The 25,340-nt window shown below is 57.5% G+C and carries 30 protein-coding genes and 1 other RNA gene; 19 read left to right on the top strand and 12 right to left on the bottom strand.

All coding sequences use genetic code 11. The features are described 5' to 3' along the window. Positions 1–19: 19 nt before the first annotated feature. Entirely contained in the window at positions 20–391 is a 372-nt protein-coding gene (locus AC2FLD_RS04695; RefSeq protein ID WP_050602923.1) for a helix-turn-helix domain-containing protein, read from the bottom strand. Positions 392–725: 334 nt separating this feature from the next. On the opposite strand from AC2FLD_RS04695, the gene AC2FLD_RS04690 reads away from it, so the two are divergent. Then, complete coding sequence (locus AC2FLD_RS04690) at positions 726–1,682, top strand: NADPH:quinone oxidoreductase family protein (protein WP_496667726.1); 957 nt, start codon at positions 726–728, stop codon at positions 1,680–1,682. A 6-nt stretch (positions 1,683–1,688) separates the two neighbouring features. Here the strand turns inward: AC2FLD_RS04690 and AC2FLD_RS04685 are convergent, their stop codons facing one another. After that, the gene (locus AC2FLD_RS04685; protein WP_496667725.1) at positions 1,689–2,570 is read right to left on the bottom strand and encodes a LysR family transcriptional regulator; all 882 of its coding nucleotides are present in this window, start codon (positions 2,568–2,570) and stop codon (positions 1,689–1,691) included. Positions 2,571–2,697: 127 nt separating this feature from the next. Here AC2FLD_RS04685 and AC2FLD_RS04680 point away from each other — a divergent pair, with 127 nt between their 5' ends. Continuing rightward, the gene (locus AC2FLD_RS04680; protein WP_496667724.1) at positions 2,698–2,907 is read left to right on the top strand and encodes a DUF1127 domain-containing protein; all 210 of its coding nucleotides are present in this window, start codon (positions 2,698–2,700) and stop codon (positions 2,905–2,907) included. Between the two features lie 186 nt (positions 2,908–3,093). Continuing rightward, complete coding sequence (locus AC2FLD_RS04675) at positions 3,094–3,873, top strand: Bax inhibitor-1/YccA family protein (RefSeq protein ID WP_496667723.1); 780 nt, start codon at positions 3,094–3,096, stop codon at positions 3,871–3,873. A 137-nt stretch (positions 3,874–4,010) separates the two neighbouring features. Here the strand turns inward: AC2FLD_RS04675 and AC2FLD_RS04670 are convergent, their stop codons facing one another. The 3 genes from AC2FLD_RS04670 to AC2FLD_RS04660 all read right to left on the bottom strand — a co-directional run bounded on the left by AC2FLD_RS04670 (position 4,011) and on the right by AC2FLD_RS04660 (position 5,732). After that, positions 4,011–4,517: a hypothetical protein gene (locus AC2FLD_RS04670; RefSeq protein ID WP_172677856.1), complete on the bottom strand. Its 507-nt coding sequence runs from the start codon at positions 4,515–4,517 to the stop codon at positions 4,011–4,013. A gap of 218 nt (positions 4,518–4,735) precedes the next feature. Then, on the bottom strand, positions 4,736–4,903 hold the full coding sequence (gene rpmG / locus AC2FLD_RS04665) for a 50S ribosomal protein L33 (RefSeq protein ID WP_037309480.1): 168 nt from the start codon (positions 4,901–4,903) through the stop codon (positions 4,736–4,738). A 127-nt stretch (positions 4,904–5,030) separates the two neighbouring features. Then, a complete protein-coding gene (locus AC2FLD_RS04660; protein ID WP_496667722.1) occupies positions 5,031–5,732 on the bottom strand; it encodes a DUF533 domain-containing protein in 702 nt (233 codons plus the stop codon). Between the two features lie 267 nt (positions 5,733–5,999). Between AC2FLD_RS04660 and AC2FLD_RS04655 the strand changes: the two genes are divergently transcribed. The 3 genes from AC2FLD_RS04655 (at position 6,000) to AC2FLD_RS04645 (ending at position 7,890) form a co-directional block, all read left to right on the top strand. Then, entirely contained in the window at positions 6,000–6,635 is a 636-nt protein-coding gene (locus tag AC2FLD_RS04655; RefSeq protein ID WP_496667721.1) for a DUF1326 domain-containing protein, read from the top strand. A 13-nt stretch (positions 6,636–6,648) separates the two neighbouring features. Continuing rightward, complete coding sequence (locus AC2FLD_RS04650) at positions 6,649–7,491, top strand: DUF2182 domain-containing protein (RefSeq protein ID WP_496667720.1); 843 nt, start codon at positions 6,649–6,651, stop codon at positions 7,489–7,491. A 66-nt stretch (positions 7,492–7,557) separates the two neighbouring features. Further along, a complete protein-coding gene (locus AC2FLD_RS04645; protein WP_050603035.1) occupies positions 7,558–7,890 on the top strand; it encodes a GYD domain-containing protein in 333 nt (110 codons plus the stop codon). Positions 7,891–7,896: 6 nt separating this feature from the next. Here the strand turns inward: AC2FLD_RS04645 and rnpB are convergent. The 5 genes from rnpB to gatC form a co-directional block, all read right to left on the bottom strand. Further along, positions 7,897–8,296: RNase P RNA component class A (gene rnpB / locus AC2FLD_RS04640), an RNA gene on the bottom strand. A gap of 123 nt (positions 8,297–8,419) precedes the next feature. Beyond that, complete coding sequence (locus AC2FLD_RS04635) at positions 8,420–9,136, bottom strand: N-acetylmuramoyl-L-alanine amidase (protein WP_496667719.1); 717 nt, start codon at positions 9,134–9,136, stop codon at positions 8,420–8,422. Beyond that, a complete protein-coding gene (locus AC2FLD_RS04630; RefSeq protein ID WP_496667718.1) occupies positions 9,087–9,791 on the bottom strand; it encodes a hypothetical protein in 705 nt (234 codons plus the stop codon). The genes AC2FLD_RS04635 and AC2FLD_RS04630 overlap by 50 nt, the downstream gene beginning before the upstream one ends. Positions 9,792–9,828: 37 nt before the next feature. Beyond that, the gene (gene gatA, locus AC2FLD_RS04625) at positions 9,829–11,316 is read right to left on the bottom strand and encodes an Asp-tRNA(Asn)/Glu-tRNA(Gln) amidotransferase subunit GatA (RefSeq protein ID WP_496667717.1); all 1,488 of its coding nucleotides are present in this window, start codon (positions 11,314–11,316) and stop codon (positions 9,829–9,831) included. A gap of 3 nt (positions 11,317–11,319) precedes the next feature. Next, entirely contained in the window at positions 11,320–11,607 is a 288-nt protein-coding gene (gene gatC, locus AC2FLD_RS04620; RefSeq protein WP_496667716.1) for an Asp-tRNA(Asn)/Glu-tRNA(Gln) amidotransferase subunit GatC, read from the bottom strand. A gap of 228 nt (positions 11,608–11,835) precedes the next feature. On the opposite strand from gatC, the gene AC2FLD_RS04615 reads away from it, so the two are divergent. Further along, positions 11,836–11,994, top strand: a complete 159-nt coding sequence (locus AC2FLD_RS04615) for a hypothetical protein (protein WP_496667715.1) — start codon at positions 11,836–11,838, stop codon at positions 11,992–11,994. 154 nt (positions 11,995–12,148) lie between these two features. Further along, a complete protein-coding gene (locus AC2FLD_RS04610; protein WP_050602933.1) occupies positions 12,149–12,712 on the top strand; it encodes a DUF4202 domain-containing protein in 564 nt (187 codons plus the stop codon). Positions 12,713–12,788: 76 nt separating this feature from the next. Here the strand turns inward: AC2FLD_RS04610 and AC2FLD_RS04605 are convergent, their stop codons facing one another. After that, entirely contained in the window at positions 12,789–13,460 is a 672-nt protein-coding gene (locus AC2FLD_RS04605) for a ceramidase domain-containing protein (protein ID WP_496667714.1), read from the bottom strand. 60 nt (positions 13,461–13,520) lie between these two features. Here AC2FLD_RS04605 and AC2FLD_RS04600 point away from each other — a divergent pair, with 60 nt between their 5' ends. Then, on the top strand, positions 13,521–14,213 hold the full coding sequence (locus tag AC2FLD_RS04600; protein ID WP_496667713.1) for a metal-dependent hydrolase: 693 nt from the start codon (positions 13,521–13,523) through the stop codon (positions 14,211–14,213). Between the two features lie 14 nt (positions 14,214–14,227). Here AC2FLD_RS04600 and AC2FLD_RS04595 read toward each other — a convergent pair whose 3' ends face one another. After that, on the bottom strand, positions 14,228–14,692 hold the full coding sequence (locus AC2FLD_RS04595) for a nucleoside deaminase (protein ID WP_496667712.1): 465 nt from the start codon (positions 14,690–14,692) through the stop codon (positions 14,228–14,230). Positions 14,693–14,753: 61 nt separating this feature from the next. Between AC2FLD_RS04595 and AC2FLD_RS04590 the strand changes: the two genes are divergently transcribed. From AC2FLD_RS04590 to AC2FLD_RS04545, 10 genes are all read left to right on the top strand, one after another. Next, positions 14,754–15,569 (top strand): pseudouridine synthase, encoded by an 816-nt coding sequence (locus AC2FLD_RS04590; protein ID WP_496667711.1) that lies wholly within the window; start codon positions 14,754–14,756, stop codon positions 15,567–15,569. A 174-nt stretch (positions 15,570–15,743) separates the two neighbouring features. Next, positions 15,744–16,658 (top strand): 5-bromo-4-chloroindolyl phosphate hydrolysis family protein, encoded by a 915-nt coding sequence (locus tag AC2FLD_RS04585; protein ID WP_496667710.1) that lies wholly within the window; start codon positions 15,744–15,746, stop codon positions 16,656–16,658. A gap of 30 nt (positions 16,659–16,688) precedes the next feature. After that, positions 16,689–17,879, top strand: coding sequence for a toxic anion resistance protein (locus tag AC2FLD_RS04580; protein WP_496667709.1), 1,191 nt, complete (start codon positions 16,689–16,691; stop codon positions 17,877–17,879). Then, positions 17,854–18,849: a DUF2927 domain-containing protein gene (locus tag AC2FLD_RS04575; RefSeq protein WP_496667987.1), complete on the top strand. Its 996-nt coding sequence runs from the start codon at positions 17,854–17,856 to the stop codon at positions 18,847–18,849. Before AC2FLD_RS04580 ends, AC2FLD_RS04575 begins: the two co-directional genes overlap by 26 nt. A 22-nt stretch (positions 18,850–18,871) precedes the next feature. After that, positions 18,872–20,020, top strand: coding sequence for an SPFH domain-containing protein (locus AC2FLD_RS04570; protein ID WP_496667708.1), 1,149 nt, complete (start codon positions 18,872–18,874; stop codon positions 20,018–20,020). A 46-nt stretch (positions 20,021–20,066) separates the two neighbouring features. After that, positions 20,067–21,173 (top strand): TFIIB-type zinc finger domain-containing protein, encoded by a 1,107-nt coding sequence (locus AC2FLD_RS04565; RefSeq protein WP_496667707.1) that lies wholly within the window; start codon positions 20,067–20,069, stop codon positions 21,171–21,173. Between the two features lie 74 nt (positions 21,174–21,247). Next, a complete protein-coding gene (locus AC2FLD_RS04560; RefSeq protein WP_496667706.1) occupies positions 21,248–21,919 on the top strand; it encodes a nitroreductase in 672 nt (223 codons plus the stop codon). Positions 21,920–21,961: 42 nt separating this feature from the next. Next, entirely contained in the window at positions 21,962–22,399 is a 438-nt protein-coding gene (dtd, locus tag AC2FLD_RS04555) for a D-aminoacyl-tRNA deacylase (protein WP_496667705.1), read from the top strand. Further along, positions 22,399–23,502, top strand: a complete 1,104-nt coding sequence (locus tag AC2FLD_RS04550; protein WP_496667704.1) for a DUF4147 domain-containing protein — start codon at positions 22,399–22,401, stop codon at positions 23,500–23,502. Before dtd ends, AC2FLD_RS04550 begins: the two co-directional genes overlap by 1 nt. A 238-nt stretch (positions 23,503–23,740) precedes the next feature. Then, positions 23,741–25,327, top strand: coding sequence for an ABC transporter substrate-binding protein (locus AC2FLD_RS04545; RefSeq protein ID WP_496667703.1), 1,587 nt, complete (start codon positions 23,741–23,743; stop codon positions 25,325–25,327). Positions 25,328–25,340: the final 13 nt, after the last annotated feature.

Genomic DNA, 25,340 nt, shown 5'->3' with positions numbered 1-25,340 from the left:
CCCCCCAAAGTCAAGTCTATCAGGCGACTTCGCTGAGAACGCGAGCTAGCTCAAACAAGCGGCGGCGCTGGTTTTCTGGAATCGCATAGTAAGAGCGCACCAGATCCAAAGCTTCCTTGTCGCCCATCAGGTCAGCCGGAACAGATTTTTTGTCCGCATCGCTTTTTTCAGCTTCTTCCAAACCTTCGAAGAAAAAGCTGACCGGCACGTCCAATGCCTCGGCAATGTCCCACAGGCGAGATGCGCTGATTCGGTTGGCCCCGGTCTCATATTTCTGGATTTGCTGAAACTTGATACCAACTTGTTGCGCCAACTGCTGCTGGGTCATGCCAATCAGCCAGCGGCGATGCCGAACGCGCTTGCCCACATGGACATCGACGTGATGAGTCATTGGTATTCTCCTATACTACACAAACATCTACGCGGGAGTTCGCGACGTCCGATATCGCAGACTTAGAGGTTTCCCCTTAACTTCCTCCTAATTCGGATTGCGCCGCCTCCCCCGCACAGCACTAGACGCTTATAATGCCGGTTTTGAAATTTTTTTCAAGGCGGTTGAGTCGAGCCCCCTCAGGAAGGGCTGTGGTTGTATTGAATTGAGCCTACCGCGCCCGTTTAAGTTGTTCCCCCAAAGCCCCCTGATTTTCCTCTTCACACCGTTTCCTCAAAGCAATTGACTTTTGTTATCACGCTCGCGCCTATGGCCAAAAAAAACGAGGACAATTATGCGGGCCTATCGCATTCAATCTGACGGGGCGGCTGCCCAACTATGCAGCCTTGAGGTGCCCGAACCAGGCAAGGGTCAGGTGCGCGTTGCAATCAAGGCATGTGGTTTGAACTTCGCCGATTTGTTGATGCAAAAGGGCAGCTATCAGGATACACCCGCTGCTCCGTTTACCCTCGGCATGGAAATTGCGGGGGTTGTCGATGCCGTCGGAGCAGGCGTGTCACAATTGAAACCCGGTGACCGCATCGCGGTGTATTCGGGTCAAGGTGGGCTGGCAGAATATGGCGTGTTCGACGCCGACCGGGCGATTCTTCTGCCGGACAGCACCAGCTTTGAAGAGGCCGCCGCCATCCAGATTGCATATGGCACCAGCCACATGGCGTTGGATCATCGGGCCAGATTGCAACCCGGTGAAACGCTACTGGTCACAGGGGCAGCGGGTGGTGTTGGGCTGACCGCTGTTGAAATCGGAAAACTCATGGGTGCCACCGTCATCGCGCATGCACGCGGCCAGGATAAACTGGCCGTGGCCAAGGCTGCAGGAGCCGATCATCTGATAGACGCCTCTGAGGACCTCAGAGAGCGGGTCAAAGCCCTGGGCGGCGCGGATGTGGTGTATGATGCCATCGGCGGCGACGTGTTCAAAGCCGCCTTCCGCGCCACGAACCCCGAAGGCCGCTTGTTGCCCATCGGTTTTGCCGGGGGCGAGGTTCCGCAAATCCCTGCCAACCATCTTCTGGTCAAGAATCTGACTGTGATCGGGTTTTACATCGGTGGTTACCTGAGATTCCGCCCCGAGGTGGTGCACAACAGCTTCGATACCCTGTTCCGTTGGCACGCAGAGGGTCGGATCAAGCCCCATATCAGTCACATCCTGCCGCTTGAACAGGTGGCTCTTGGACTGCAATTGCTGAAAGAGCGGAAATCGACTGGCAAGATTGTCATCACCCCCTGATCGCCGTTACCCCGCCACCGCACGCAGAGGCGCACCACCCAGCATCCGAAAATTCTGGCGTACCAACTGCGCCAATGCCTCGACAACAGCGCCACGGCCCGACTCGCCACCATAGAGGTTGATCATATGGGCCGGCAGCTCTGGCAGCGTGCCACCGGAATCGATTTGCTCAAGATGCGAGGCTTCGGTTCCGTCCAACATGGCGTGAACAGCAAGGTCGGCACTGACCGTGGCTTCGATGGTCCGATCGTTTTCGGTTTCAACCGACAACTCCCACGGAATTCCTGCAGCATCTAATGCCGAGATCACCTGAGGTCGGAACAGGCAGCGACGCCCAAGTGCCAGAGGCAGCGGCTCTTTGCGCCACGCAGTTCCGCCCGGCGCGCCAATCCAACGCAAAGGGAGCTCGGCGATGGTCTCTGCCCCCACAGTCGAAGACGGTTCTGTTGTCAGGATCACATCACATTCACCACGTTTGAACATGTCCTTGAGCTGAAGCGAATATGACGACACCAATTGCACGCGGACGCGTGGAAATTCCGCATTGAACCGCTGCAGCACCCGGGGAATCGCTGGATAAACGATGTCATGCGGCACACCCAGCACCACCTCGCCTTCAAATGCCTGATCTGTCAGGCGCCCGATTACCTCGTCGTTTAACGCGATCATGCGCCGGGCGTAGGCCAGCAATTGCTCGCCTGAAGCCGTCAGCGCAATGGTCCGACCGCTACGGTCCAGCAATTCCAGACCCAACAGTTCCTCCAACCTCTTCAACTGCATGGAGACGGCGGATTGCGTCAGATGCAGAAACCCGGCGGCGCGTGTGACACCGCCTTGATCCGCCACAGCCACAAAAGAGCGAAGGGTGGTTATATCCAAATTTCGCAACTTCACGTTTCCTTATATATACCATCAAAAATATTCGTTTTTAAAATATGCCACATTGCCCCATATCAATCAAGGAAGTTGATGACTGAAGCGGAAATCATCGAAAAACCTGGAAAGGACAAAGATCATGACCCAAATTGCATTGCACACACCTTGCAAACCCGCCAACCGGTCCCTGGCGTCGCTGGTCTTTCAGGCAATCGAACTGATGCGGCAGCGACGCAAGCTGGCTCAGCTGGACGATGCAGCCCTTGAAGATATCGGCGTGACACGCACTGAAGCCTCTGCTGAGGCAGAGCGATTCCTCTGGGATGCTCCCGGTTACTGGAAAAGGTAACTGCAAAACACACATTTTTTTGCGGCGGCGGGCGGCCAAGAGTCACCTGCCGCAGAATTTGTTGCGTGTTTTAGTCGGTTTTCGGTCGGAATCTCTTGAAACACAGCCACTAGTTGCCGATATTTAGAGAGAAAACCGCCCCGCATCGCCGGGGCGTATTAACTCGATGAATAGGGAGACCCTTTGATGGCACAATTCGACACGATCCGGACGGTATCCGGCGCGCGCGCCGCCGAGATTGATCAGGGCCTGCGCGCCCACATGAACAAAGTCTACGGCACAATGTCCGTCGGCATGCTGATCACAGCATTGGCGGCATGGGCGATCGCCGGTCTGGCTGTCACCAGTGATCCAAGCAACGCGGTCGCACAAATTGGCGCTGATCGCTATCTGACCAGCCTGGGTGGTGCACTGTTCCTATCGCCGCTGAAGTGGGTGGTCATGTTCGCCCCTCTGGCCTTTATCCTCTTTGGCTGGGGTGCTCTGATGCGCCGTGGTTCAGCCGCGACAGTTCAGCTTGGCTTCTTTGTCTTTGCCGCCGTTATGGGCGTATCCATGAGCTCGATCTTCATGGTCTTCACGCCCTACTCGATTGCTCAGACTTTCCTGGTGACCGCGATCGCCTTTGCCGGCCTGAGCCTGTACGGTTACACCACCAAGCGTAACCTCAGCGGTATGGGCACCTTCCTGATGATGGGTGTGATTGGGCTTCTGGTTGCAATGATCATCAACCTATTCCTGCAGTCTGGCGTCATGATGATGGCCATTTCCGCCATCGGTATCCTGATCTTTGCCGGTCTGACTGCCTTCTACACGCAGGACATCAAGAACACCTATGTCGCACATGCTGCGCATGGCGATCAGGAATGGCTGGACAAGGCGGCCTTTGACGGCGCGCTGAGCCTGTACATCTCATTCCTGAACATGTTCCAGTTCCTGTTGATGTTCATGGGGCAACAGGAATAGCGCCTGCTGCAAGTCAATGATGAAAGGGCCGGTTAATCACCGGCCCTTTTCTTTGCTTCAACAGCCATGTCTGGTTTGCGGAGAAACAAAAAACCCCGCCGTTCAGGCGGGGCTTTTTTATCTGGATCAAAATCCGATCAGCTACAATTCAGCGGAATGGCAAAGCCAGAACTCCGCTCGGATGTACCTTTTCGGAACACGCCGCCCGCCGGCAGGCATCCGGTGAATCGCTCGGTCTCTTCCGCAAAACCGACCCCTATCGAATTTTCAACCTTCGCGCTGTTGCTTGATGTACGCAACACGCCAAACAGTGTGCCATTGACACTGACGGTGCTGAGGAACAGGTCCCTGTCGCTGCCCTCCAGTTGAACAGCGGAATTTGGCGTCTGCCCACCATTGTCGATTGCCACTGACGCCACTTTGGACGGGTCGGTTTCATCCACCAGCAGCGTCACAGTCGGAAACTCTGCCAGTTCCGCAGGCACGTTGGTTGCGTCTGGCAAAAAGGCGACGGCACCGGGCACATCGGAAATCGTGCGCGGTTCACCATCGATTCCAGTGAACCCGACGCCTTCGCGGTTGAACGGGTCATCGCAGGCCGCAAGGGTCAGGACAGCAATTGTGGATAACAAGATTTTTTTCATGGCGCTCAACATTTTGTGGCGGTTTGCTGAACCGTACTTGCTGGGCACCGCAAAAAGCAAGCCACAGGCAATGCGATTGCTCTGGCCGCTGATGCGCGGCTGCAACGGACCCTGGCAGTTATGTGCGCCCCTGCCCTTTTGATGAGGGGCTTTCTCGCACAAAAAAAGAGGCCCTGAAAAACAGAGCCCCTTTCAAATTGTTCACGCGGAACGGCAGATTACTTGATCTTGCCTTCCTTGTACTCGACATGCTTACGAACGACCGGATCGTATTTACGAATGGTCATTTTCTCGGTCATGGTGCGCGCGTTCTTTTTGGTCACGTAGAAGTGGCCCGTGCCCGCGGTCGAGTTCAGACGGATCTTGATTGTCGTCGGCTTCGCCATGGTTATCTCCTGCGTCCGGAAAGGCAGGGGCCTTTCGGTTGAATTCCTATGAGCGTGCGCTTTTACGCGCTGCACCGCCTATGTCAAGACCAATCGGCCCATCCTGCCACAGGAATCCCGACCGAACTTAATCCGGCAGGGTTGGGGCCCCCATATAGGTGTGAATCTGGTCTCTTTCCGCGTCTGAGAGGCCCAGCGCAGTGGACAATTGCCGCAAATAGGACGCCTCGCGCGTGTTGTCCAGACGGATGGCTGCCAGAGATGTAGCGTAGATCTGTATTTTGAGCGGCGCGCCAGAATCAGCCGCCAATCCCATCACGTCAATCGGTGCGTTCAACTGCTCTTGCACAAAAGCACGCTCCTCATCAGTGACGTCGTCGCCCAGTTCTCCCAGAATGATCTCTTGTTCCTGTTCATCCAGTTCGCCATCCGCCTTGGCCGCCTGGATCATGGCCCGCAGCATAAGCTTTGCCTGCTCTTCCATCGCTGCGCCTGCGGGTGTGCCACTGAAAACGGTTTCCATCATATCACCGGCCTGTTGATTGGCGGTTTTTGCGGCCCCTTGCATGGCATTCAACAACCCGCCCAACCCGGCGGCCCCGGCGGCGTTGCCGCCAAGCCCCATCTTGCCCATCATGTCCTGAAGGCCAGCAGCACCGCCGGGCAAGCCAAACTGATCGGCCATCTTGCCAAGCTGGTCCATACCAAAACCACCGCCCTGCATCATATCCTGCAGGCCAGCCATTCCACCCATCTTTTGATACTTGTCCATGCCCTTTGCAGCTGCAAAACCAATGGCCACAGACGCCAGTGTTTTCATAAAGCTCATAACTATCCTCCCGGTTCTTCAAATCTACACGGCGAGTCTAACAGCAGAATGTATAAGCGAATACGGCGTTCAACCCCAACGCGATTAATGCTCAGACAACATCTGTTTGGTGCGTTAAATCTGCTGTTATGTTTGTACATATCAAGGATTCGTGATACGTACTCTCATCCAAGAAGCCAAGTTCAGGCTCATAAGCCGAGGCAGCAAAAACAGGGTCGGCCTGTGTCGAGCAGAGTTGTTTAATGCGACTTTTCTTGGGGGGCTATCATGACAGAATGGGTTATTCAGGCCGAGGAACTGGCCAATTGCAACTGCAACTTCGGCTGTCCTTGCCAGTTCAGCGTTCTGCCGTCTCATGGCAATTGCGAAGCGGTTGTCGTCTTCGATATCCATAGCGGCCACTATGGTGACACCGATCTGGGCGGCCTTCGGGCGGCAGGTGTTTACTACTGGCCAGGCCCAATTCATGAAGGCAATGGTCAGATGCAACTGATCATCGATGAAAGCGCCTCGGAAGATCAGCGGGCCGCATTGCAGGCCATCATGACCGGGCAAGACACTGACGAAATGGCTACGTTCTGGTACGTCTTCAGCGCGATGGCTCCGACCAAGCATGAAACACTATTCGTTCCGATCGAGCTGGACTGGAGCCGCGAAGATCGCAGCGGATATGCCAAGGTCACGGGTGTTTTCGACGTCGAGGTCAAACCGATTCCTCATATCGTCTCTGGCGCGCCCCATCGGGCATCGATCCAGTTGCCAAACGGGTTTGAGTATCGCCATGCCGAGGCTGCCTCGGGCAGTGCAAAAACCACCGGCAGCAAGATCAGCCTCACCTTTGATACCACTCACGCCCATCTGGCGCATCTAAACATCTCGGGCCACGGCGTTTTGGGCGCATAGCCTAGGATGTCTCATGACCAAGCAGAAATCATCACTTCAAGCCGGCGCGGTTGAGCGGCTGTTACGACAGGACACTGTGATCGTTTTAGGCAGTGTTTTTTTGATCGTTCTGTGTACCGCATGGTACACGGTCACCGGGGTTGGGATGAACATGTCCGCAGTTGAGATGACGCGGATGGCTGGCCCGATAGGTGAGCCAATGAACATGGGTTCTGCCATGGCCTGGAGCACCGGTTACGCCCTGCTGATCTTTTTCATGTGGTGGGTCATGATGATCGCGATGATGACCCCAAGCGCTACGCCTGCTGTACTTTTGTTCACCGCGCTCAAGCGCGTAGGTCCAGACAAGGAGCGCACCGCGACGTACAGTCTGAGCTTTCTGTCGGGCTATCTGGTGGCGTGGGGGGTTTTCAGTTTTACCGCAACCGCTTTGCAATGGGGGTTAGAGCACATTGGACTGTCTGACGGGCCGATGATGACGGTCCGGTCTGGCATTTTTGCTGGATCCGTTCTGTTAGCTGCGGGCATCTACCAGTTTTCAGAATTGAAAACGGCGTGTCTGCGCCATTGCCAAAGCCCCGCCCGGTTCTTGGCGGACCACAACCATCCCGGTCTTTGGGGGGCGTTCAGAACAGGTGGCTTGCATGGCACCTATTGCCTCGGATGCTGCTGGGCGCTGATGCTGCTGCTTTTCGTCGGCGGTATCATGAACCTCTATTGGATCGTCGGTATCGCCGCTTACGTTGCGCTTGAAAAACTTCTGCCAACGGCCCGCTGGCTGGTTCCGGTCTCCGGTGTGGCGCTTATCGGCGCAGGTATTTGGTTGATCGCAGCCCCGTTTCTTACCGGCGGCTGACACCAATCGGCCCCGGGACCAGCCGATGCAATGGCCCCGTTTGATTGTCACAAAACGGAGGTTTCAATGCCCATTTTCATTACATACGCAACTTACTCGCAAGCTGGCGTCAAAGGCATGTTGCAGAAGCCCGAGAACCGCACCGGTCCGGTAAAAGCCCTGCTCGACAAAGTCGGCGGCAGGCTGTTGTCGTTTTACATGACCACTGGCGGCAACGATGTTGTTGTGATCAGCGAAGCCCCCGATGGAACCGATGCAGTCGCTGTTGGCATGGCCGTTGCCGCATCGGGTGCGGTGACGAATATCGAGACGGTTCGCGCCTGGACGGCAGACGAGTTCGTCTCGGTCACCGAAAAAGCGGCCCGACTAACGGGGGCTTATACGCCGCCCGGAGGCTAAGAGAATACGCGCGGAGGGCCTGTAAGCCGGATCTTGTTCCGGGGTTTCCCCCTTCGATGACCATTCCTCTAGGCCGCGCATTGCTGCGCGGCTCAAGCTGCCAACCCGGTCCCTCTCGGCCAAGACGCGCTTAGCGGCGGTATCGGCTTGCGCCGACCGGCCCGCGCGGGGACCCTATTTGGCATTGCTCCCGGTGGGGCTTGCCGTGCCGCCCCTGTTGCCAGAGGCGCGGTGGGCTCTTACCCCACCGTTTCACCCTTACCCCGGACCGAAATCCTGGGCGGTCTAATTTCTGTGGCGCTTTCCGTCGGGTTGCCCCGCCCGGGCGTTACCCGGCACCGTTGTCTTGTGGAGTCCGGACTTTCCTCTCGGGCCTTGCGACCCCAGCGGCCATCCGGCCCTCCGCGCCGGGGATGGGTAGGCTGTGCGCCATGCGGCGTCAAGAGTGGAAAGCGGGGAATTGGGCCAACCCCTTCTTGGCCTGCGGCCAATTCAACCCCGAGGTATTATTAGCCCGATGAAGCGCAGATCAGGTTATTGTGCCGAGCGGGGTGAGCGCATTCAGATCCCCTGTTTCCAGTGGGCCTTGTGCCCAGGGACGAAATCGCAGCCGGACGGCAGCCAGCAGTTGGGTATCATCCACGGGAGCAGTGAAACCTGCCCTTCGCGCCGCGGCGCGGAATGCCTCCGGGCTTGGTGTGGCTGACGTGGTGACCAGCGCGCGAGGTTTAGCCAAAGCTTGCCGCTCCAGCCTTTGCCAATCGAAGTGGGGCCCGGGATCTGATTTGCGGCCGGGCGCCATGTCGGAATGGCCGATCACGCCCGATGCCGGGATGGACCAGCTTTTCATAATCCGCGGCAGCAGCGCTTCGAGGGTCGACATTTGCGGTTCGGAAAAGGGATGCGATCCTGTGTTGTCCAATTCGATCCCGACCGACCGCGAGTTAATGTCGGTTTGACCTTCCCACTCCCCTGCCCCAGCATGCCAGGCGCGGTCTTCTTCACGCACCATTTGCCAAAGGGTGCCATCACCACCGATCAGGAAATGGGCCGAAACCTCGGAAGCCGGATCGCACAAACGATCCAACGCCGCTTTCGCGCTATTCATGGCCGTGTAATGGATCACGACCAAACTCGGCGTCAGCCCATCCCTGCGCTCACCGACATTGGGCGACGGATGCCAAATGGGTGAGAGTTCAGTTGTTGACGGCACTGCGGAACGGGCTGGGATCCCAGCCGCAGGCATAGCCATCCCCGTCCGGGTCCAGACCCTTGCGGTCGCGCTGCGGGCCGCCATTGGACAGAAACTCGATCTGCGCCTGATCCGGCGATGGGAATTGTGCGCAGTTCCGCTGTGCCTTGGCTTGCAGGTTAAAGCCTGCGCGGCTGTAGAGTTGCGTGCCGACCGGGTTCGAGGTGCTGAGCGCGTATTGCACGATGTTGGGCTGACCGCCTGCGCTACGCTCGGGCACGGCGGTCGGGGCCACAACTTCGTAGGTTTGGCGGTTTTGCTCGATCCGCGCGGCGTCGGATTCGATGCTGCGCCGCTCAGACACAGCCGCGAAATCCTGTTCGTCGGAAATTGCGCCATTGTTTGATGCAGGTGCTGTGGACACGCCTGCAGAGCTTTGTCCAGACGTGCCGGCCAGGGCTGCTGCGGCTTGATTGGCAATGTCGGCGTTCTCACCGGTTGCGACATCTGTCGAACCTGGCGCGCCCAGCGGCTGCTGCGACACATCGACAGGAGCCAGAAGTGGGTTGCCCACTGCGCCCTGCCCGGCCAATTGCGCCTCGCGCTGCGCCTGATACTCAGGCGTATTGAAACCGGTGCTGGTTAGCGGCGCAACATCCGTGCAGGCCACAACCAGCGTCAGGGCGGGGACCGAAAGCAAAACGCGCATCATTGGCTCCGTGTCTAGTGCTTCAGTTGCCCGAGGCTTACCACCATTTCCCGGGCTTGGCCACAAAACCGGCCGCGTTTTCCAGCGCATAGGCGGTGTTAAGCAGATCACCCTCTTCCCACGGACGTCCGATCAGCTGCAGACCCAGCGGAAGACCCTGTGCATCCAGTCCAGCGGGGACCGAGATACCGGGCAAACCAGCCAGGTTTACAGTCACCGTGAAGACATCGTTCAAATACATTTGAACTGGATCCGCCTCGGTCATTTCGCCAAGACCAAAGGCCGCCGAGGGGGTTGCCGGGGTCAGGATCGCATCGACGCCTGCCGCGAATACATCCTCGAAGTCTTTCTTGATCAGCGTCCGCACCCGGCGTGCACGGTTGTAATAGGCATCGTAGAAACCTGCCGACAGCACATAGGTGCCAATCATTACGCGACGCTGCACTTCGTGGCCGAAGCCTTCGGCGCGGGTTTTTTCGTACATCTCAGTGATGCCGTCGCCTTGCGCCAGCTGCGCGCGGTGACCATAGCGAACACCGTCGTAGCGTGCGAGGTTCGAGGACGCCTCGGCCGGAGCAATCACGTAGTACGCAGGCAGCGCGTATTTGGTGTGCGGCAGCGAGATATCGACGATCTCGGCACCCGCGGCTTTCAGCATTTCAGCCCCTTCGGCCCAGAGCTTTTCGATCTCGGCAGGCATACCGTCCATGCGGTATTCCTTGGGGATACCGATCTTCTTGCCCTTGATATCACCGGTCAGCATCTCCTCGAAATTCGGGACGGCCAGCTCGGCACTCGTCGAATCTTTGGCGTCATGGCCGCACATGGTTTCGAGCATGATCGCTGCGTCGCGGACGTTCTTTGTCATCGGACCGGCCTGATCCAGCGAAGATGCGAAGGCCACGATGCCCCAGCGCGAGCAGCGGCCATAGGTCGGCTTGATGCCGGTGATGCCGACAAAAGCGGCAGGTTGGCGGATGGAGCCGCCTGTATCGGTGCCCGTCGCCGCAAGGCACAAGTCAGCGGCCACAGCGGATGCAGATCCGCCCGACGAACCACCCGGTGTCAGTTGCGCATCATCATTGCCGCGGCGCCACGGGCTGACCGCATTACCATAGACCGAGGTTTCATTGGACGATCCCATGGCGAATTCGTCCATGTTCAGCTTGCCCAACATCACCGCACCGGCATCGGCCAATTGCTGCGACACAGTAGATTCGTATTCAGGCTTGAAGCCTTCAAGAATGCCCGATGCGGCTTGTGACGGCACGCCCTTGGTGCAAAACAGATCCTTGATACCAATGGGCAGACCACACATCGACGGCGCCTCGCCGCCCTTGATCCGCTCGTCCGCTGCCTTCGCACGCTCCAGCGCGATTTCGGGCGTCTTATGCACAAAAGCGTTCAGCGCGTCGGCCTCATCAATGGCCTTCAGGCAGGATTCGGTCAGTTCGACAGAAGTGACGTCGCCGGCACGCAGGGCGTCGCGGGCCTCGGCCAGGCCAAGTTTGTTCAGATCGCTCATGTCTTACTCCACCACTTTGGGGACTGCGAAAAAGCCCTCGCGCGCGTCGGGCGCGTTCGCCAGAATCTTGTCCTGCTGGTTGCCGTCGGTGACCTCGTCCTGACGACGTTTCAGGCGCATCGGCTCGACCGAAACCATCGGCTCAACGCCTTCAACATCCACTTCGTTCAGTTGCTCGATGAACCCAAGGATGGTGTTGAACTCGGATGCCAGCGCCGGCAGCGCGTCATCCTCGACCTTGATCCGGGCCAGTTTGGCCACTTTGGCGGCGGTGCTTTGGTCAATCGACATCGGCTTCCCTCATCTACGTTATGGGGCGTTTACCCGTCTGTCGCGGCAGTCGCAAGACCACTGCGCCACTGGTAGGCCAGTGTTTCAAATTCCGGGTCTGTCACCTGCTATTCAAATCTGAATGAGGGATATGCGAAATAGTAAACTGTTTAGTTCATTTTGGAACTTGAAAACTGTACTGTACAGTTCATTTTAATTATGCGACATAACGCAAACCGGAGAAAAAACATGAAACCCCTGATGACAGCCGCAGTCTTGTCCGCCACTTTTTTGGCCGCACCGGCAATGGCTTTGGGTATCGACACAAACAACCTGACACGCACGTTGACCTTCCCGTCCCCTGTGGCGGAACCGGTCACGCAGGATCAGGTTAAACCTGCCAAATAAAGCGCAGGTCCCGGCCGGGTCGGACTTCCCCTCTCTGACCCGGCCATTTTGCATTTTCGAGGATGCACATCCCACGGCAAGCCGCTAGCATGAGCAACGATATCCAAGACGGCCGCGGGTCTCTCGTGGCGCAGGCAAGCCAGTGGAGCAAGACATGAGCGCGCAAAAACAAGCGGTTCTGGACGCAATTGATGCAGCCAATGCACATGACCCCAACCTAGACGACGACCGACCCGAAGCGCTGCTTTACGGTGAACGCATGACCGCTGAGTTGGACCGTTTGGTCCCGAACGCCTCTGACGTCCTACAGATTGCGGCGCGTGGTCAGCATGTAGAGCGGTGGAAACTGGCCCGCAGTGAGTACCCCGAAGGTCGGGCAGGTTATCTGGCATGGCGCAAAGCGCAGGCTGTGCACCATGCCGAAGTGGTCACTGGCCTGATGACCCGTGAAGGCTATGACGCAGAGCAGGTCGAGGCCGCAGGACGTATGTTGCGCAAGCAGGGAATCAAGCGCGATGAAGAGGTGCAGGCGTTGGAAGATGTGATCTGCTTTGTATTCCTGAAATGGTATTTCCTTCCCTTTGCCGCGAAGCATTCAGCTGAAAAAATCCAGAGTATTGTCGAAAAGACCGCCCGAAAGATGTCATCAGCGGGCCGCGCGCGGGTTTTGGCTGAGTTTGACTTGCCTAACCATCTGGCTGCGGCCTTTCAGGATTAAGTCAGGACCGGCGCGGTTTAAGAACCTCAATTGCGTTTCTCTGGGATGACCAGAAATGGTTCATCCCGCTGCGTCCTCACGACCCGAAGCCTGTTGAAAAGCGACCCCGTATCAGCGCCGCGCGGTACACCTCGATCATCCAGCCCAGCATGATGGCATTCAGGATGTGCCACATGAAATGCGTACCCAGCGGCCATTCTCCGCAAACAGGCAAGTCGAGCGCACGGAACGTGATCGAAAGAAGCAGAATCACCGCTCCGATTGCCATCCCATTGGCCAAGATCGGATCACGACCCCGCAACAGGGCCGCGTAAATCAGGATCAACAACGGGACCGGCGCATAAGCCGCTGATCCGCCAAGCCCCGGAACAAGCTGAAACAGCGGAACGGTTGCAGCAGCATAGGGAAAAAAAAGCAACGTTGCCCCAAATGCAAACACCGAAGACATCCGCCAGATGTCCCTGTTCACTGCAAAGATATAGACCAGAATGAACAGAAGGATCGGCACCACATCTGCCAAGGCCGCCCAGACCTGCGCATGTGTGTGGAACAGATAGCTGCCAATCCCGATCATCGCCAAAAGCGCAACCAGAACCATGGCCAGTGGCATGTCCTGATCGCGCGCCCGTCGCCACATGATCCAAGCAGAAATAAGAAAGGCCGCATTTGTGGCCGCATTGATTGGCTCGGCCCAATAGTCCGGCGACAAGCGTTCGCAATATCCGTCGATTTCTCGAATCCAGTCCATGAAATTTTACATAGCCGATGCTAGGTTGATGCCAATAGTATGTTCAGGAGGAAATAATTTATGAATATTATCTGGTTGGGCCATGGCAGTTTCCGCGTCGAAACGCAGGGGCAGGTTCTATTGATTGATCCGTGGCTGACCGGCAACCCGGTTTTGCCCGAAGAACAGCATGATGCAGCGCTGGACGGTGCAACCCATATCCTTCTGACCCATACACATTTTGACCATGTCGCTGATGTTCTGCCGCTGGCCAAGCACCTGAAAATCCCAGTTGTTGGTCAATACGATTTGATGGGGTATTGGAGTGAAGCCGAAGGCGTTGAGACCGTTGGCTTCAACAAGGGCGGCACCGTCAACCTGAACGGGGTCAAGGCGACAATGGTCCCGGCCTCTCACAGCTCGACTTTTTCAACCCCCGATGGTCTGCGCACCGGCGGTAGCGAGGTCGGTTTCATGATCGCGGCTGAGGAAAAAGTGCTTTACGTTTCCGGCGACACTGACATCATGGCCGATATGGACTGGATGGGGGATTACTACAAACCCGATATCGGCATCCTGTCGGCTGGCGGACATTTCACCATGGACATGAAAGCCACCGCCTATGCCGCCAATCGGTATTTCAACTTCAGGACGGTTATTCCGTGTCATTACAAGACTTTCCCAATTCTTGAACAGTCTGCACAGGCTCTGATTGATGGGCTTCCCGGGGTCGACGTGATCGAACCAGAGGTTATGAAAGCCATCACCGTCTGAGTTAACGCGTCGGATCAGTCCGGCGCGTCCTTGCGGCGGGCTTCGAAGAAGGCTTTCAGAAGGGCCGCAGCGTCTTCACTGGCGATCCCGTCATAGACTTCGGGCACGTGGTGGGATTGCGCGTGTGAAAACACCCGCGCCCCATGGGCCACACCCCCGGATTTGGGATCTGCGGCCCCATAGTAAATCCGCCGGATGCGCGCGGCTGCCAGGGCCGCAGCGCACATGGCGCAGGGCTCCAACGTCACATAGAGATCATGCTCTGGCAACCGTTCGGACCCCGCCTTGGCACATGCCGCGCGCAAGACCAGGATTTCAGCATGGGCAGTTGGGTCATTCAATTCGCGCGTTCGGTTCCCTGCTGTCGCCACAACACTTCCGTCAGGGCCGACAATAACAGCCCCCACCGGTACCTCGCCACGATCCGCTGCCGCGCGCGCCTCGGCCAGGGCCTGTTCCATATGCGATTTGAACACCATGCCTCTGACTGCATCAGAAACCTGCCTTTCGCAAGCGCGCGGGATGCGTTATGGGCCTGACATGAACAAGACCCCTCCTCCCGGCGACCGGATCGCCAAAGTCCTGGCCCGTGCTGGCATTGCATCGCGGCGCGAGGCTGAGCGCATGATCGAAGCAGGCCGTGTGGCCGTAAATGGCAAGACCATCGACAGCCCTGCCCTGAACGTGACGGCAAAAGACAAGATTGTTGTCGATGGCAAACCGGTCTCTGAACCGGAACCGTCGCGCTTGTGGCTGTACCACAAGCCCGCGGGGTTGGTGACAACGACTCGCGATGAAAAAGGGCGCGATACGATTTTCGACAAACTGCCCGACGACATGCCACGGGTCATGAGCGTCGGTCGGTTGGACCTGAATTCCGAAGGCTTGTTGCTGCTGACCAACGACGGTGGCATCAAACGCAAGCTCGAGCTGCCCTCGACCGGCTGGTTGCGGAAATACCGTGTTCGCATAAATGGCCGCCCCAAGGACGAAAATTTCGAAGCGCTGCGCAAAGGTCTGGTCATCGAAGGCGAGCGGTTTCAGCCAATGACCGTGGCGCTGGATCGCCAGCAAGGGGCAAATGCCTGGCTGACCATTGGTCTGCGTGAAGGCAAGAACCGCGAAATCCGTCGTGCGATAGAAGACATCGGGTTTACGGTGAACCGCCTGTTGCGCGTGTCCTACGGACCGTTCCAACTGGGCGATCTGAAACAGGGCGAGGTCGAAGAGGTCCGTCGCCGTGTGATGCGCGATCAACTTGGACTGGATTCAGATACCAAACCCGATGCGGCACCCAAGCCTCCGTCGCGACCGCAACGAAAACGCCCCCCAATCGGCAAGAAACCTCGCAAGTGACGCGGGTTTGGCAACCTTCCCCCTAGCGCTAAGCCCGCGCATCCCCTAAATTTTCAGTGGAAGTTGCTATTGGGGGATGTGATGTCCGGAAGCGGAGTGCAAAAACTGGCCTACGCTGTCTTGTTGCTGCTGTTGATTGGTGTCTGCACCGGACTGCTTGGGGGTCTGTAAACCATGGCAAAGCGGTTTGGCGGCAAGTATAGCCCACAAGGGGATGCGTCGGACAATACTCCTCTGCCAAGGGGGCAGTTCGATGGCGCGCGGATTGAACCGGCTGGTGCCCGAGCAAATCTGCTATTTCTTCCGGCCATCCCTTTGGTGTTTTTGTCCCTGAACGATGGCGCGATTGGCATGACCATCGGGTTGGTCGCGGCTGGTATTCTAACAGCGGCTGCGTTTTTGCTGCGTGAAGGGTTGCGGGCCGAGGCGGCGTACAACACCCGCAAAACCGCCCGTCGGCCTGCTTTCCCGCGTAAGATATTTGCAAGCTTTCTGACAGGTCTGGGTGCAGGGCTTGCCACTTACAGGACTGAACTTCTGGATGCAGAAACCGCCGCACAAGCGGGCCTGTTGGCCCCGGTGCTGTTCGGTATTGCGGCAACCGTTTTACACTCAGTCTCTTTCGGAATTGATCCGATGAAAGACAAAGGCATGGAAGGGGTGGACACCTTTCAACAAGACCGCGTAGCCCGCGTTGTCGACGATGCCGAGAAGCACCTGTCCGAGATGACCGATGCGATCAAACGCGCAGGCGACCGCCGCGTCGAAGCCCGCGTGGAACGGTTTCAGGACACCGCGCGGGACTTGTTCCGCACGGTCGAGGAAGACCCACGCGATCTGGCCGGTGCCAGAAAGTACCTGACCGTGTACCTGCAGGGTGCACGTGACGCGACCGTCAAGTTTGCCGACGTCTACGCCCGCACCCGCGACGCGCAGGCGCTTGCGGATTACTCCGCTTTGCTGGACGATCTGGAACAGAATTTCGCCGCGCGCACGCGCAAAATGCTTTTGGATGACCGCAGTGATCTGACGGTTGAAATTGATGTGTTGCGCGAAAGGCTGCAACGCGAAGGCGTCCGGTTGGACTGACCGGCCAATATTTGAGCGAGGAACATCCCCATGTCCGAAGAGATCAAGAACAAGGCAGTTCAGGCCGAAACGCTGGTGCAGGAGGTTACCGCAGTTGCCCTGCCCGAACCGCAGGGCGAGATCGTTTCGCTGGAAGAGGCTGAAGAACCCGTCAGCGCTGAGATCCGCAAACGGATGGATGAGATCGACATGGATAACACCAACTCCATCGTTTCATTTGGTTCCTCCGCACAGGCAGAGTTGCAGGAAATCAGTCAGGCTATGCTGGCGGATGTGCGCAACAAGGACGTGGGCCCGGCTGGCGACAGCCTGCGTAACATCGTGACCACGATCCGTGGATTCTCGGTCAGTGAATTGGACGTGCGCCGTGAACGCAGTTGGTGGGAGAAACTGCTGGGCAAGGCTGCACCTTTTGCCAAATTCACCGCTCAGTACGAAGAAGTTCAGGACCAGATCGACCGCATCACCGACGATCTTCTGGGCCATGAGCATACGTTGCTAAAGGACATCAAGTCGCTGGATCTGCTGTATGAAAAGACCCTGGATTTCTACGACGAACTGGCGCTGTATATTGCAGCGGGCGAGGAAAAGCTGACCGAGTTGGACAGCCACGACATCCCTGAGAAAGAAGCCGAAGTACAGGCAGTACCCGAGGAAGAACAGGTGATGAAAGCGCAGGAGCTGCGCGACATGCGTGCTGCGCGCGACGATTTGGAACGCCGTGTTCATGACCTGAAGCTAACGCGCCAGGTCACGATGCAGTCGCTACCATCGATCCGTTTGGTACAGGAAAACGACAAGTCGCTTGTGACCAAGATCAATTCGACGCTGGTGAACACGGTTCCTCTGTGGGAAACCCAGCTTGCGCAGGCCGTCACCATCCAGCGCAGCGCCGAGGCTGCAGCAGCCGTGCGTGACGCCAACGATCTGACAAACGAACTGCTGACCTCGAATGCAGCCAACCTACGCGAATCCAACAAGATGATCCGCGAAGAGATGGAGCGCGGCGTATTCGACATCGAAGCGGTCAAGCAGGCTAATGCTGACCTGATCGGCACCATCAACGAAAGCCTGGCGATTGCAGATGAAGGCAAGGCCAAACGTGCTGCGGCTGAGGTTGAATTGCAAAAGATGGAAACCGAGCTGCGCGACACACTGTCCGCTGCCAAAGCGCGCCGGGACGGGACTGGTGACAATGCCGGTACGGCGGTTCCCGGCTAAAGGCAGGATTGGCGTGCGGCGCTTCAACTCTCTGAAATTTGCGTTGGGGATGACCTCGGTTATGGCTCTGGCCAATTGCGATGAAACCCTGACGACCACTGTTGCACCGCAACCCCGGCCGGAACCTGCGCCTACGGCAGCCAATGCCTATGTGCCGCCCTCTGCCGCCAGTCAGGATCTGGCGCGGTTTTACCAGCGTGTTGAACGTGACCTTCTGGTTCGTGGGTTGTTGCGCACTGATGGCGGCGGACCGGATACACCTTATGATGCCGATGATCTGGCCCGAAACTTCGAAGCAATCGCGTTCTACAGCGAATATCCGACACAAAGCGTCTCGATCGGCTCACGGCAGACGGACGGGCAGTTGAGCCGGTGGTCCGGCCCCGTGCGTATCCAGACCGAGTTCGGCCCCTCGGTTCTGCCCGAAACGCGAGCGCAGGATGCGAAGCAGGTGCGGCTGTTTACAGGCCGCCTGGCCGCGTTGACCCAGCACCCGATTTCGGTTGTGTCGCGAAACGCCAATTTCCATGTCTTTTTCGCAGGCAAGGACGACAGCGCCTATGTCGCGTCACGACTGAAGCAGTTGATCCCAAATATCAGCCAGGCCTCGCTGGATCTGGCCGCCAACCCACGCGCCAATTTCGACTGTCTCGTCTTTGCATCTGCGACCAAGGCGTCACCCTACAAATATGTGCGCGCGGTTGCATTGATCCGGGCTGAACTGACGGATCTGGTGCGCCGCAGCTGTATTCACGAAGAAATCGCTCAGGGGCTTGGTCTGTCTAATGATAGCCCAGCAGCACGACCTTCGATCTTCAACGATGATGATGAGTTTGCCCTGCTGACCAGCCATGATGAGAAACTGCTGACGATGCTGTACGACCAGCGGTTGCAGCCCGGTGTGGGCGTGGACGAGGCGCGCCCCGTCGTACGAATTATTGCACGCGAATTGATGGGGCAGCCGCTCTGACCCCAAGGACAGGAGAACCCAAATGGGAATTTTCGATTTTCTGACCGGAGAATTCATTGATGTCATTCACTGGGTGGACGACACTCGTGACACAATGGTCTGGCGTTTTGAACGGGAAGGCCACGAAATCAAGTACGGTGCCAAGCTGACCGTGCGCGAAGGTCAGGCAGCGGTGTTTGTACACGAAGGGCAACTGGCCGATGTGTTCACGCCGGGTCTCTACATGCTTGAGACCAACAACATGCCGATCCTGACGACGCTGCAGCATTGGGATCACGGCTTTCAGTCGCCGTTCAAATCTGAGATCTATTTCGTCAACACGACCCGGTTCAACGACCTGAAATGGGGCACAAAGAACCCGATCATGCTGCGCGATCCGGAATTTGGCCCAACCCGCATCCGGGCCTATGGCACCTACACGGTACGTGTGAAAGACCCTGCGAAGTTTCTGGTCGAGATCGTCGGAACAGACGGCGAGTTCACCATGGATGAAATCAGCTTTCAGGTGCGCAACATCATCGTGCAGGAGTTCAGCCGCGTCATTTCCAGCTCGGGCATTCCGGTGCTGGACATGGCCGCAAACACCGCCGATCTGGGCAAGCTGATCGCAGCCGAGGTGACACCCGTTCTGGACAGCTATGGGCTGGAGATGCCGGAATTTTATATCGAGAACATCTCGCTGCCGCCTGCGGTCGAGGCGGCGCTGGATAAGCGGACCTCGATGGGGTTGGCTGGCGATCTGGGCAAGTTCACGCAGTATTCTGCCGCCGAAGCAATGACCGCTGCGGCAAACAACCCCGGACAAGGTGGTGGTATGGGTGCAGGTCTTGGCATGGGCATGGGCATGGCGATGGCGCAGCAAATGTCGAACATGGCAGCGGGGCAACCAAGCGGCCCGTGGGGATCGCCTGCCCCCGCTGCCCCGCAACCGGCAGCACATGCGGCACCGCCGCCCCCTCCCCCAGTTGAGCATGTTTGGCATATCGCTGTGGATGGGCAGACCAGCGGGCCGTTTTCCAAGGCCAAGATGGGGCGGATGGCCAGCGAAGGCGAGCTTACCCGGGACACCTATGTCTGGACCGCAGGACAAGACGGTTGGAAAAAGGCAGGTGATGTGCAGGAACTGGCGCAGCTGTTCACCATCTTGCCGCCACCGCCGCCCGGAGCTTAACAAAACGCGGTCTTCCTTCATATTCATCGTGACCACTGGGTAACTCATGACACAAGTCACCGCCCCTGACCTTGCCGAACACCGCTTTCCCTGCGACCAGTGCGGCGCGGATTACCGGTTCAACCCGGGTGACGGCACTTTGACATGCGATCATTGCGGGCATTCCAGACCAATCGGTGCCGGGCCTTGGGGCGGTGCCAGTCTGCGAGAACTGGACTTTGAAGCGGCCATCGCGGATCGCCTGCCGGACAGCGAGATCGAAGAAACCCGTGTTCTGTCCTGCCCAAACTGCGCCGCACAGGTGGAGTTTGACCCGAACACACACGCCGCCGAATGCCCGTTCTGTGCCACGCCGGTCGTGACCGACACCGGAATCAATCGGCATATCAAGCCAAAAGGTGTGCTGCCTTTTGCGTTCGACGAACACTCGGCCCATAAGGCGATGGGAGATTGGCTGGGACGACTGTGGTTCGCACCTAACGGGTTGAAAGAGTATGCCCGCAAGGGGCGCAGGATGCAGGGTATTTACGTGCCCTACTGGACCTTCGATGCCGACACCAAATCCACTTATCGCGGCGAACGCGGCATTGTCTATTACGAAACCCACACCGTGATGCGAGACGGCAAACGGGTTCAGCAACAGGTGCCAAAGGTACGCTGGACGTCCAAGTCCGGGCGCGTCGCGCGATTTTTTGACGACGTGCTGGTGCTGGCGTCCAGATCGCTCCCCAAAAAATATACCGACGCGCTGGAGCCCTGGGACCTGCCCGCGCTCGAACCGTATCAGCCCGAATACCTGGCCGGTTTCCGGGCTGAGGCATATACCGTTGAACTCAGGGACGGCTACGTCGAAGCCCGTACCCATATGGCGCGCGTGATCGAGCGGGATGTTCGTTTTGACATCGGCGGGGATCGGCAGCGCATCCATGCGGTCGATACAGACGTACGCGATGTCACGTTCAAGCATATCCTGTTGCCGGTTTGGATGGCCGCTTACAAATACCGCGGCCAGACCTATCGGTTTGTGGTCAATGGCCGAACCGGGCGGGTTCAGGGTGAACGCCCGTGGTCAGCCATCAAGATAACCATCGCCGTCGTTCTGGGTTTACTGGTGGCAGCAGGTGTCGGGTATCTGGCGGCCACCGGGCAATAGGCGGACCTGCATACAAGCTTGTGCATCCGCCAAAGCACGGTCATGTTCAGCTCGAAAAACAATGGGGTGGGCCTGTGGTGTCGTTTGCTGAGTTGAATTCCCTACTGAAAGATCGCCATTCCTGCCGAGCGTTTCTGCCGGATCCAATTCCGCGCGCGCAGATTGAACAGATCGTGGCAAGCGCGTCGAGGGTGCCAAGCTGGTGCAATGCGCAACCCTGGCAGTTGGTGATCACCAGCGCAGACGAAACAGATGCTTTCCGTGAAGCGATGCAAAACGAGGCTTTCAGCGGAGCTCCGGCACCGGATCTTCCGTTTCCAACATCCTATTCTGGCGTGCACCAAGACCGCCGCCGGGCCTGTGGCTGGGCGCTTTACGAAGCTGTTGGGGTGGAACGAGGGGACCGCGTCGGGTCAGCGCAGCAAATGATGCAGAACTTTGCCCTGTTTGGCGCGCCGCATTGTGCCATCCTCTCAAGCCCGGCAGAGCTTGGCCCCTATGGCGCAATGGATTGCGGTGGTTTTATCACAGCCTTCACTCTGGCCGCGCAGGCCTTGGGCGTGGCGACCATCCCCCAAGCCGCGTTGGCCACGTACAGCCCCTTTCTGCACCGGTATTTTCAAATCCCTGAAGACCGCCTGATCCTCTGCGCGATTTCATTTGGCTATGCCGATCCAAGTCATCCTGCAAATAACTTTCGCACGGATCGCGCCGCACCGAGTGACTTTGTGGAATGGCGCGGGTAAACGGACGCAAGGGCAGTCCTATCGCGTTAAGGGAGGAACCACGTGCGCGCAGTGTTGCAAAGAGTGTCACACGCCAAAGTTTCGGTTGATGACACAGCCATAGGATCGTCGGGACCGGGCCTTTTGATTCTTGTTTGCGCCATGCAGGGCGATGACGACATACAGGCCAGAAAGCTTGCAGAGAAAGCCGCGAAACTGCGTGTCTTCAAGGATGATGCAGGTAAAATGAATCGCTCTCTGCTGGATATTGGCGGATCGGCGCTGGTGATCAGCCAGTTCACCTTGGCTGCTGATACAACAAGCGGCAACCGTCCAGGGTTTTCAACCGCAGCGCCGCCGGATCAGGGCAAGCACCTGTACAAGGAATTTGCAACGCATCTTGCCGCACAAGGTGTTGCAGTGGAAACTGGGCAATTTGGGGCTGACATGGCGGTTGAACTTGTAAATGACGGCCCTGTCACGATCTGGATTGAGAACTGATGGATACAGCCAAGCGCGCTGCAGAACTTTGGCAGGCAGGGGTCGATGCGGTTGACGGATTTGCCGCCACCAATGCCGCTCTGTCTGATGTTCCCAAGCCGGACCAGATTCTCGCGGTTGGCAAACCCGCAGCCGCCATGGCACGTGCGGCGCTGGCACACTTTGGACCGGTCCCCGCACTTGTTGTCACCAAAGACGATCATGGCCGCGACCTGCCGGAAGCGGTCGACGTCATCGAAGCCTCGCACCCGGTGCCGGACAACCGCAGCCTTGCTGGCGGGCGAGAGCTGCGATTGGCAATGGAACGGATGCAGCCCGGATCACATGTGCTTCTGCTGGTCTCGGGCGGGGCGTCCTCATTGGCCGAGGATCTTTTGCCCGGCACTTCTCTGCGCGATCTTGAGGCGCTGAACCGTAAGCTGCTGGCCGAAGGCTTGGACATCCGCGCCATGAACGACGAGCGGCGCAAGATGTCGCGTATCAAGGGTGGCGGTTTGCTATCTCATTTTAAGGGCGCACGCGCCACCGTACTGGCGATTTCGGACGTGCTGGGGGATGATCTGAATGTCATTGGCTCGGGCATCGGCGCTTTGCCGAACAGCTACAGCTTTACTGCCACCACGCAGATCGTGGCTTCAAACGCCCATGCTCGGAATGCGGCGGCCAACGTTGCGGTCTCGGCAGGCCTTGCTGTTTTGGCCAATGACGAAGCCCTGCACGACGACTATTTGCAGGTCGCCGCGAAACTGGGGCCAATTCTGCGCGGCATGGACAAAGGCGTGATGATCTTTGGTGGTGAACCAACTGTGGTTCTACCGGATCAACCGGGTCGTGGAGGGCGAAATCAGGCACTGGCGCTTGCGCTGGCAAAAGAGATCTCTGGGCAGCCCAATCTTGTTGTTGTTGTTGGCGGAACAGATGGAACAGATGGCCCGACAAACGCGGCAGGAGGAATCATATCCGGTAAAACCTGGAGCGAAACGGCGCAATCCTACCTCGACAACGCGGACAGTGGGACGTTTTTGGACAATGTGAATGCATTGCTGACCACTGGCCCTACTAGCACGAACGTGATGGACTTGGTTGTCGCAATCCGAGGATGAATTGACGCATTTCGCAACCCCGCGATCTGGAAAGCAATGACACTGTCTCAAATAAGCATGTTGTAGCTGGCTTGCGTCACTTCAGATGATCGGGATGAACAACCGAATCTTCGGTACCCGTCCATATCATTGTCTTAGATTAGCGCTTGCCCGTTGGGCTGAAATCGGCCAACATTGACTATCGCGTCAATAAAAAATGCCCAAACAGGGCAGTACTAAACGATAGGGAGAATTCTGAATGAACGATCAACTCACTCACATGGCTGGTCAAGTTACGACGGGGAAAATGACCCGCCGCGAGTTCATGGGGAAAGCCGCAGCTCTGGGTGTATCGGCAGCTATGGCCAGCACAATGTTTGCAGATGCTGCACGTGCGGCTGGCCCCAAAAAAGGCGGCGATCTGAAATTTGGTCTTCAGGGCGGCGAGTCCACCAACTCTCTGGACCCGGCAACCTATGCAAGTTCGGTTCCGTTCCAGAACGGCAAACAGTTCGGTGACCAACTGGTGGAAGTTGCGCCTGACGGCACGATCGAGCCGCGTCTGGCCGAAAGCGTTGAAGGAAGCGCGGACGCAAAGGTGTGGACGTTCAAGCTGCGTCAAGGCGTCGAGTTCCACAACGGCAAGACAATGACCAGCGAAGACGTGCTGAAGACAATGCAGCGCCACTCGAACGAAGACTCTAAATCCGGCGCCCTTGGCATCATGAAGGGCATCGAGTCGATGAAAGCTGATGGTGACAACTTTCAGGTCACTTTGACAGAGCCAAACGCTGACTTGCCATACCTGATGGCCGACTACCACCTGATCATTCAGCCCGATGGTGGAATGGACAATCCGGGGGCGGGTATTGGTACAGGTCCTTACAAACTGGAAGTGGACGAACCCGGCGTCCGTCACCTGTTCACTAAGAACGAAAACCACTGGAACAGTGATTTCGGTAACTTTGACAGTGTTGAGGTTGTTGTAATCAACGATGCAACGGCGCGTACCGCGGCTCTCCAATCTGGTCAGGTCCACGCAGTTAACCGCGTTGAACCCAAAGTTGCCGACCTGTTGGGTCGTGCACCAAACCTGACGGTTCACTCAACCGCTGGCCGTGGGCATTATGTCTTCATCATGCACTGCGATACCGCGCCGTTCGACAACAACGAACTGCGTACCGCGTTGAAATACGCCATCAACCGCGAGGAACTGGTGGACAAGGTTCTGCGCGGCTACGGCTCTGTCGGGAATGACATGCCGATTAACGCGGCCTACCCCCTGTTTGATGAGACAATCGAACAGCGAGAGTTCAGCATTGAAAAGGCGGCTGAGCACTACAAGAAGTCCGGTCATGACGGTTCGCCGATTATTCTGCGTGTCGCAGATGGCGCCTTCCCGGGTGCTGTGGACGCTGCTGCTCTGTTCCAGCAAACAGCTACGCAAGCCGGAATTCCGCTGGAGATCAAACGCGAGCCGAACGACGGGTATTGGTCCGAAGTCTGGAATGTTCAGCCCTTCTGTGCCTCGTACTGGGGTGGCCGTCCAGTTCAGGATCAGATGTATTCGACCGCATATCTGTCGACCGCCGACTGGAACGATACACGGTTCAAGGTTCAGGCATTCGACGACATGTTGTTCGCGGCGAAGGCGGAGTTGGACGTTGAAAAACGCAAGGGCATTTATAGCCAGATGGGTCGGATGGTCCGCGACGAAGGCGGCCTGATCTGCCCGATGTTCAACGACTTTGTCGAAGGTGTTAGCAACCAGCTGGACGGCTGGGAAAGCGACCCGACGCAAGAAATGATGAACGGCAACATGTCCCGCAAAATGTGGTTCGTCTGATACGGGCACCGGA

The sequence above is a fragment of the Ruegeria sp. CDSA021 genome (assembly GCF_059612325.1).
The sequence above is the reverse complement of the archived record's forward strand: the minus strand, read 5'-3'. Positions and strand labels throughout refer to the sequence as shown.

Excerpts from the sequence above, each read along its gene's own strand:
- AC2FLD_RS04600 (WP_496667713.1), top strand. The coding sequence starts at position 13,521 with ATGAATATTATCTGGTTGGGCCATGGCAGTTTCCGCGTCGAAACGCAG.
- AC2FLD_RS04630 (WP_496667718.1), bottom strand. The coding sequence starts at position 9,791 with ATGCGCGTTTTGCTTTCGGTCCCCGCCCTGACGCTGGTTGTGGCCTGC.
- AC2FLD_RS04645 (WP_050603035.1), top strand. The coding sequence starts at position 7,558 with ATGCCCATTTTCATTACATACGCAACTTACTCGCAAGCTGGCGTCAAA.
- AC2FLD_RS04680 (WP_496667724.1), top strand. The coding sequence starts at position 2,698 with ATGACCCAAATTGCATTGCACACACCTTGCAAACCCGCCAACCGGTCC.
- AC2FLD_RS04585 (WP_496667710.1), top strand. The coding sequence starts at position 15,744 with ATGGCAAAGCGGTTTGGCGGCAAGTATAGCCCACAAGGGGATGCGTCG.
- AC2FLD_RS04545 (WP_496667703.1), top strand. The coding sequence starts at position 23,741 with ATGAACGATCAACTCACTCACATGGCTGGTCAAGTTACGACGGGGAAA.
- AC2FLD_RS04580 (WP_496667709.1), top strand. The coding sequence starts at position 16,689 with ATGTCCGAAGAGATCAAGAACAAGGCAGTTCAGGCCGAAACGCTGGTG.
- gatA (WP_496667717.1), bottom strand. The coding sequence starts at position 11,316 with ATGAGCGATCTGAACAAACTTGGCCTGGCCGAGGCCCGCGACGCCCTG.
- rpmG (WP_037309480.1), bottom strand. The coding sequence starts at position 4,903 with ATGGCGAAGCCGACGACAATCAAGATCCGTCTGAACTCGACCGCGGGC.
- AC2FLD_RS04550 (WP_496667704.1), top strand. The coding sequence starts at position 22,399 with ATGGATACAGCCAAGCGCGCTGCAGAACTTTGGCAGGCAGGGGTCGAT.
- AC2FLD_RS04595 (WP_496667712.1), bottom strand. The coding sequence starts at position 14,692 with ATGGTGTTCAAATCGCATATGGAACAGGCCCTGGCCGAGGCGCGCGCG.
- AC2FLD_RS04690 (WP_496667726.1), top strand. The coding sequence starts at position 726 with ATGCGGGCCTATCGCATTCAATCTGACGGGGCGGCTGCCCAACTATGC.
- AC2FLD_RS04565 (WP_496667707.1), top strand. The coding sequence starts at position 20,067 with ATGACACAAGTCACCGCCCCTGACCTTGCCGAACACCGCTTTCCCTGC.
- AC2FLD_RS04675 (WP_496667723.1), top strand. The coding sequence starts at position 3,094 with ATGGCACAATTCGACACGATCCGGACGGTATCCGGCGCGCGCGCCGCC.
- gatC (WP_496667716.1), bottom strand. The coding sequence starts at position 11,607 with ATGTCGATTGACCAAAGCACCGCCGCCAAAGTGGCCAAACTGGCCCGG.
- AC2FLD_RS04570 (WP_496667708.1), top strand. The coding sequence starts at position 18,872 with ATGGGAATTTTCGATTTTCTGACCGGAGAATTCATTGATGTCATTCAC.
- AC2FLD_RS04590 (WP_496667711.1), top strand. The coding sequence starts at position 14,754 with ATGAACAAGACCCCTCCTCCCGGCGACCGGATCGCCAAAGTCCTGGCC.
- AC2FLD_RS04660 (WP_496667722.1), bottom strand. The coding sequence starts at position 5,732 with ATGAGCTTTATGAAAACACTGGCGTCTGTGGCCATTGGTTTTGCAGCT.
- AC2FLD_RS04635 (WP_496667719.1), bottom strand. The coding sequence starts at position 9,136 with ATGCCTGCGGCTGGGATCCCAGCCCGTTCCGCAGTGCCGTCAACAACT.
- AC2FLD_RS04670 (WP_172677856.1), bottom strand. The coding sequence starts at position 4,517 with ATGAAAAAAATCTTGTTATCCACAATTGCTGTCCTGACCCTTGCGGCC.
- AC2FLD_RS04615 (WP_496667715.1), top strand. The coding sequence starts at position 11,836 with ATGAAACCCCTGATGACAGCCGCAGTCTTGTCCGCCACTTTTTTGGCC.
- AC2FLD_RS04575 (WP_496667987.1), top strand. The coding sequence starts at position 17,854 with ATGCCGGTACGGCGGTTCCCGGCTAAAGGCAGGATTGGCGTGCGGCGC.
- AC2FLD_RS04610 (WP_050602933.1), top strand. The coding sequence starts at position 12,149 with ATGAGCGCGCAAAAACAAGCGGTTCTGGACGCAATTGATGCAGCCAAT.
- AC2FLD_RS04655 (WP_496667721.1), top strand. The coding sequence starts at position 6,000 with ATGACAGAATGGGTTATTCAGGCCGAGGAACTGGCCAATTGCAACTGC.
- AC2FLD_RS04695 (WP_050602923.1), bottom strand. The coding sequence starts at position 391 with ATGACTCATCACGTCGATGTCCATGTGGGCAAGCGCGTTCGGCATCGC.
- AC2FLD_RS04650 (WP_496667720.1), top strand. The coding sequence starts at position 6,649 with ATGACCAAGCAGAAATCATCACTTCAAGCCGGCGCGGTTGAGCGGCTG.
- AC2FLD_RS04605 (WP_496667714.1), bottom strand. The coding sequence starts at position 13,460 with ATGGACTGGATTCGAGAAATCGACGGATATTGCGAACGCTTGTCGCCG.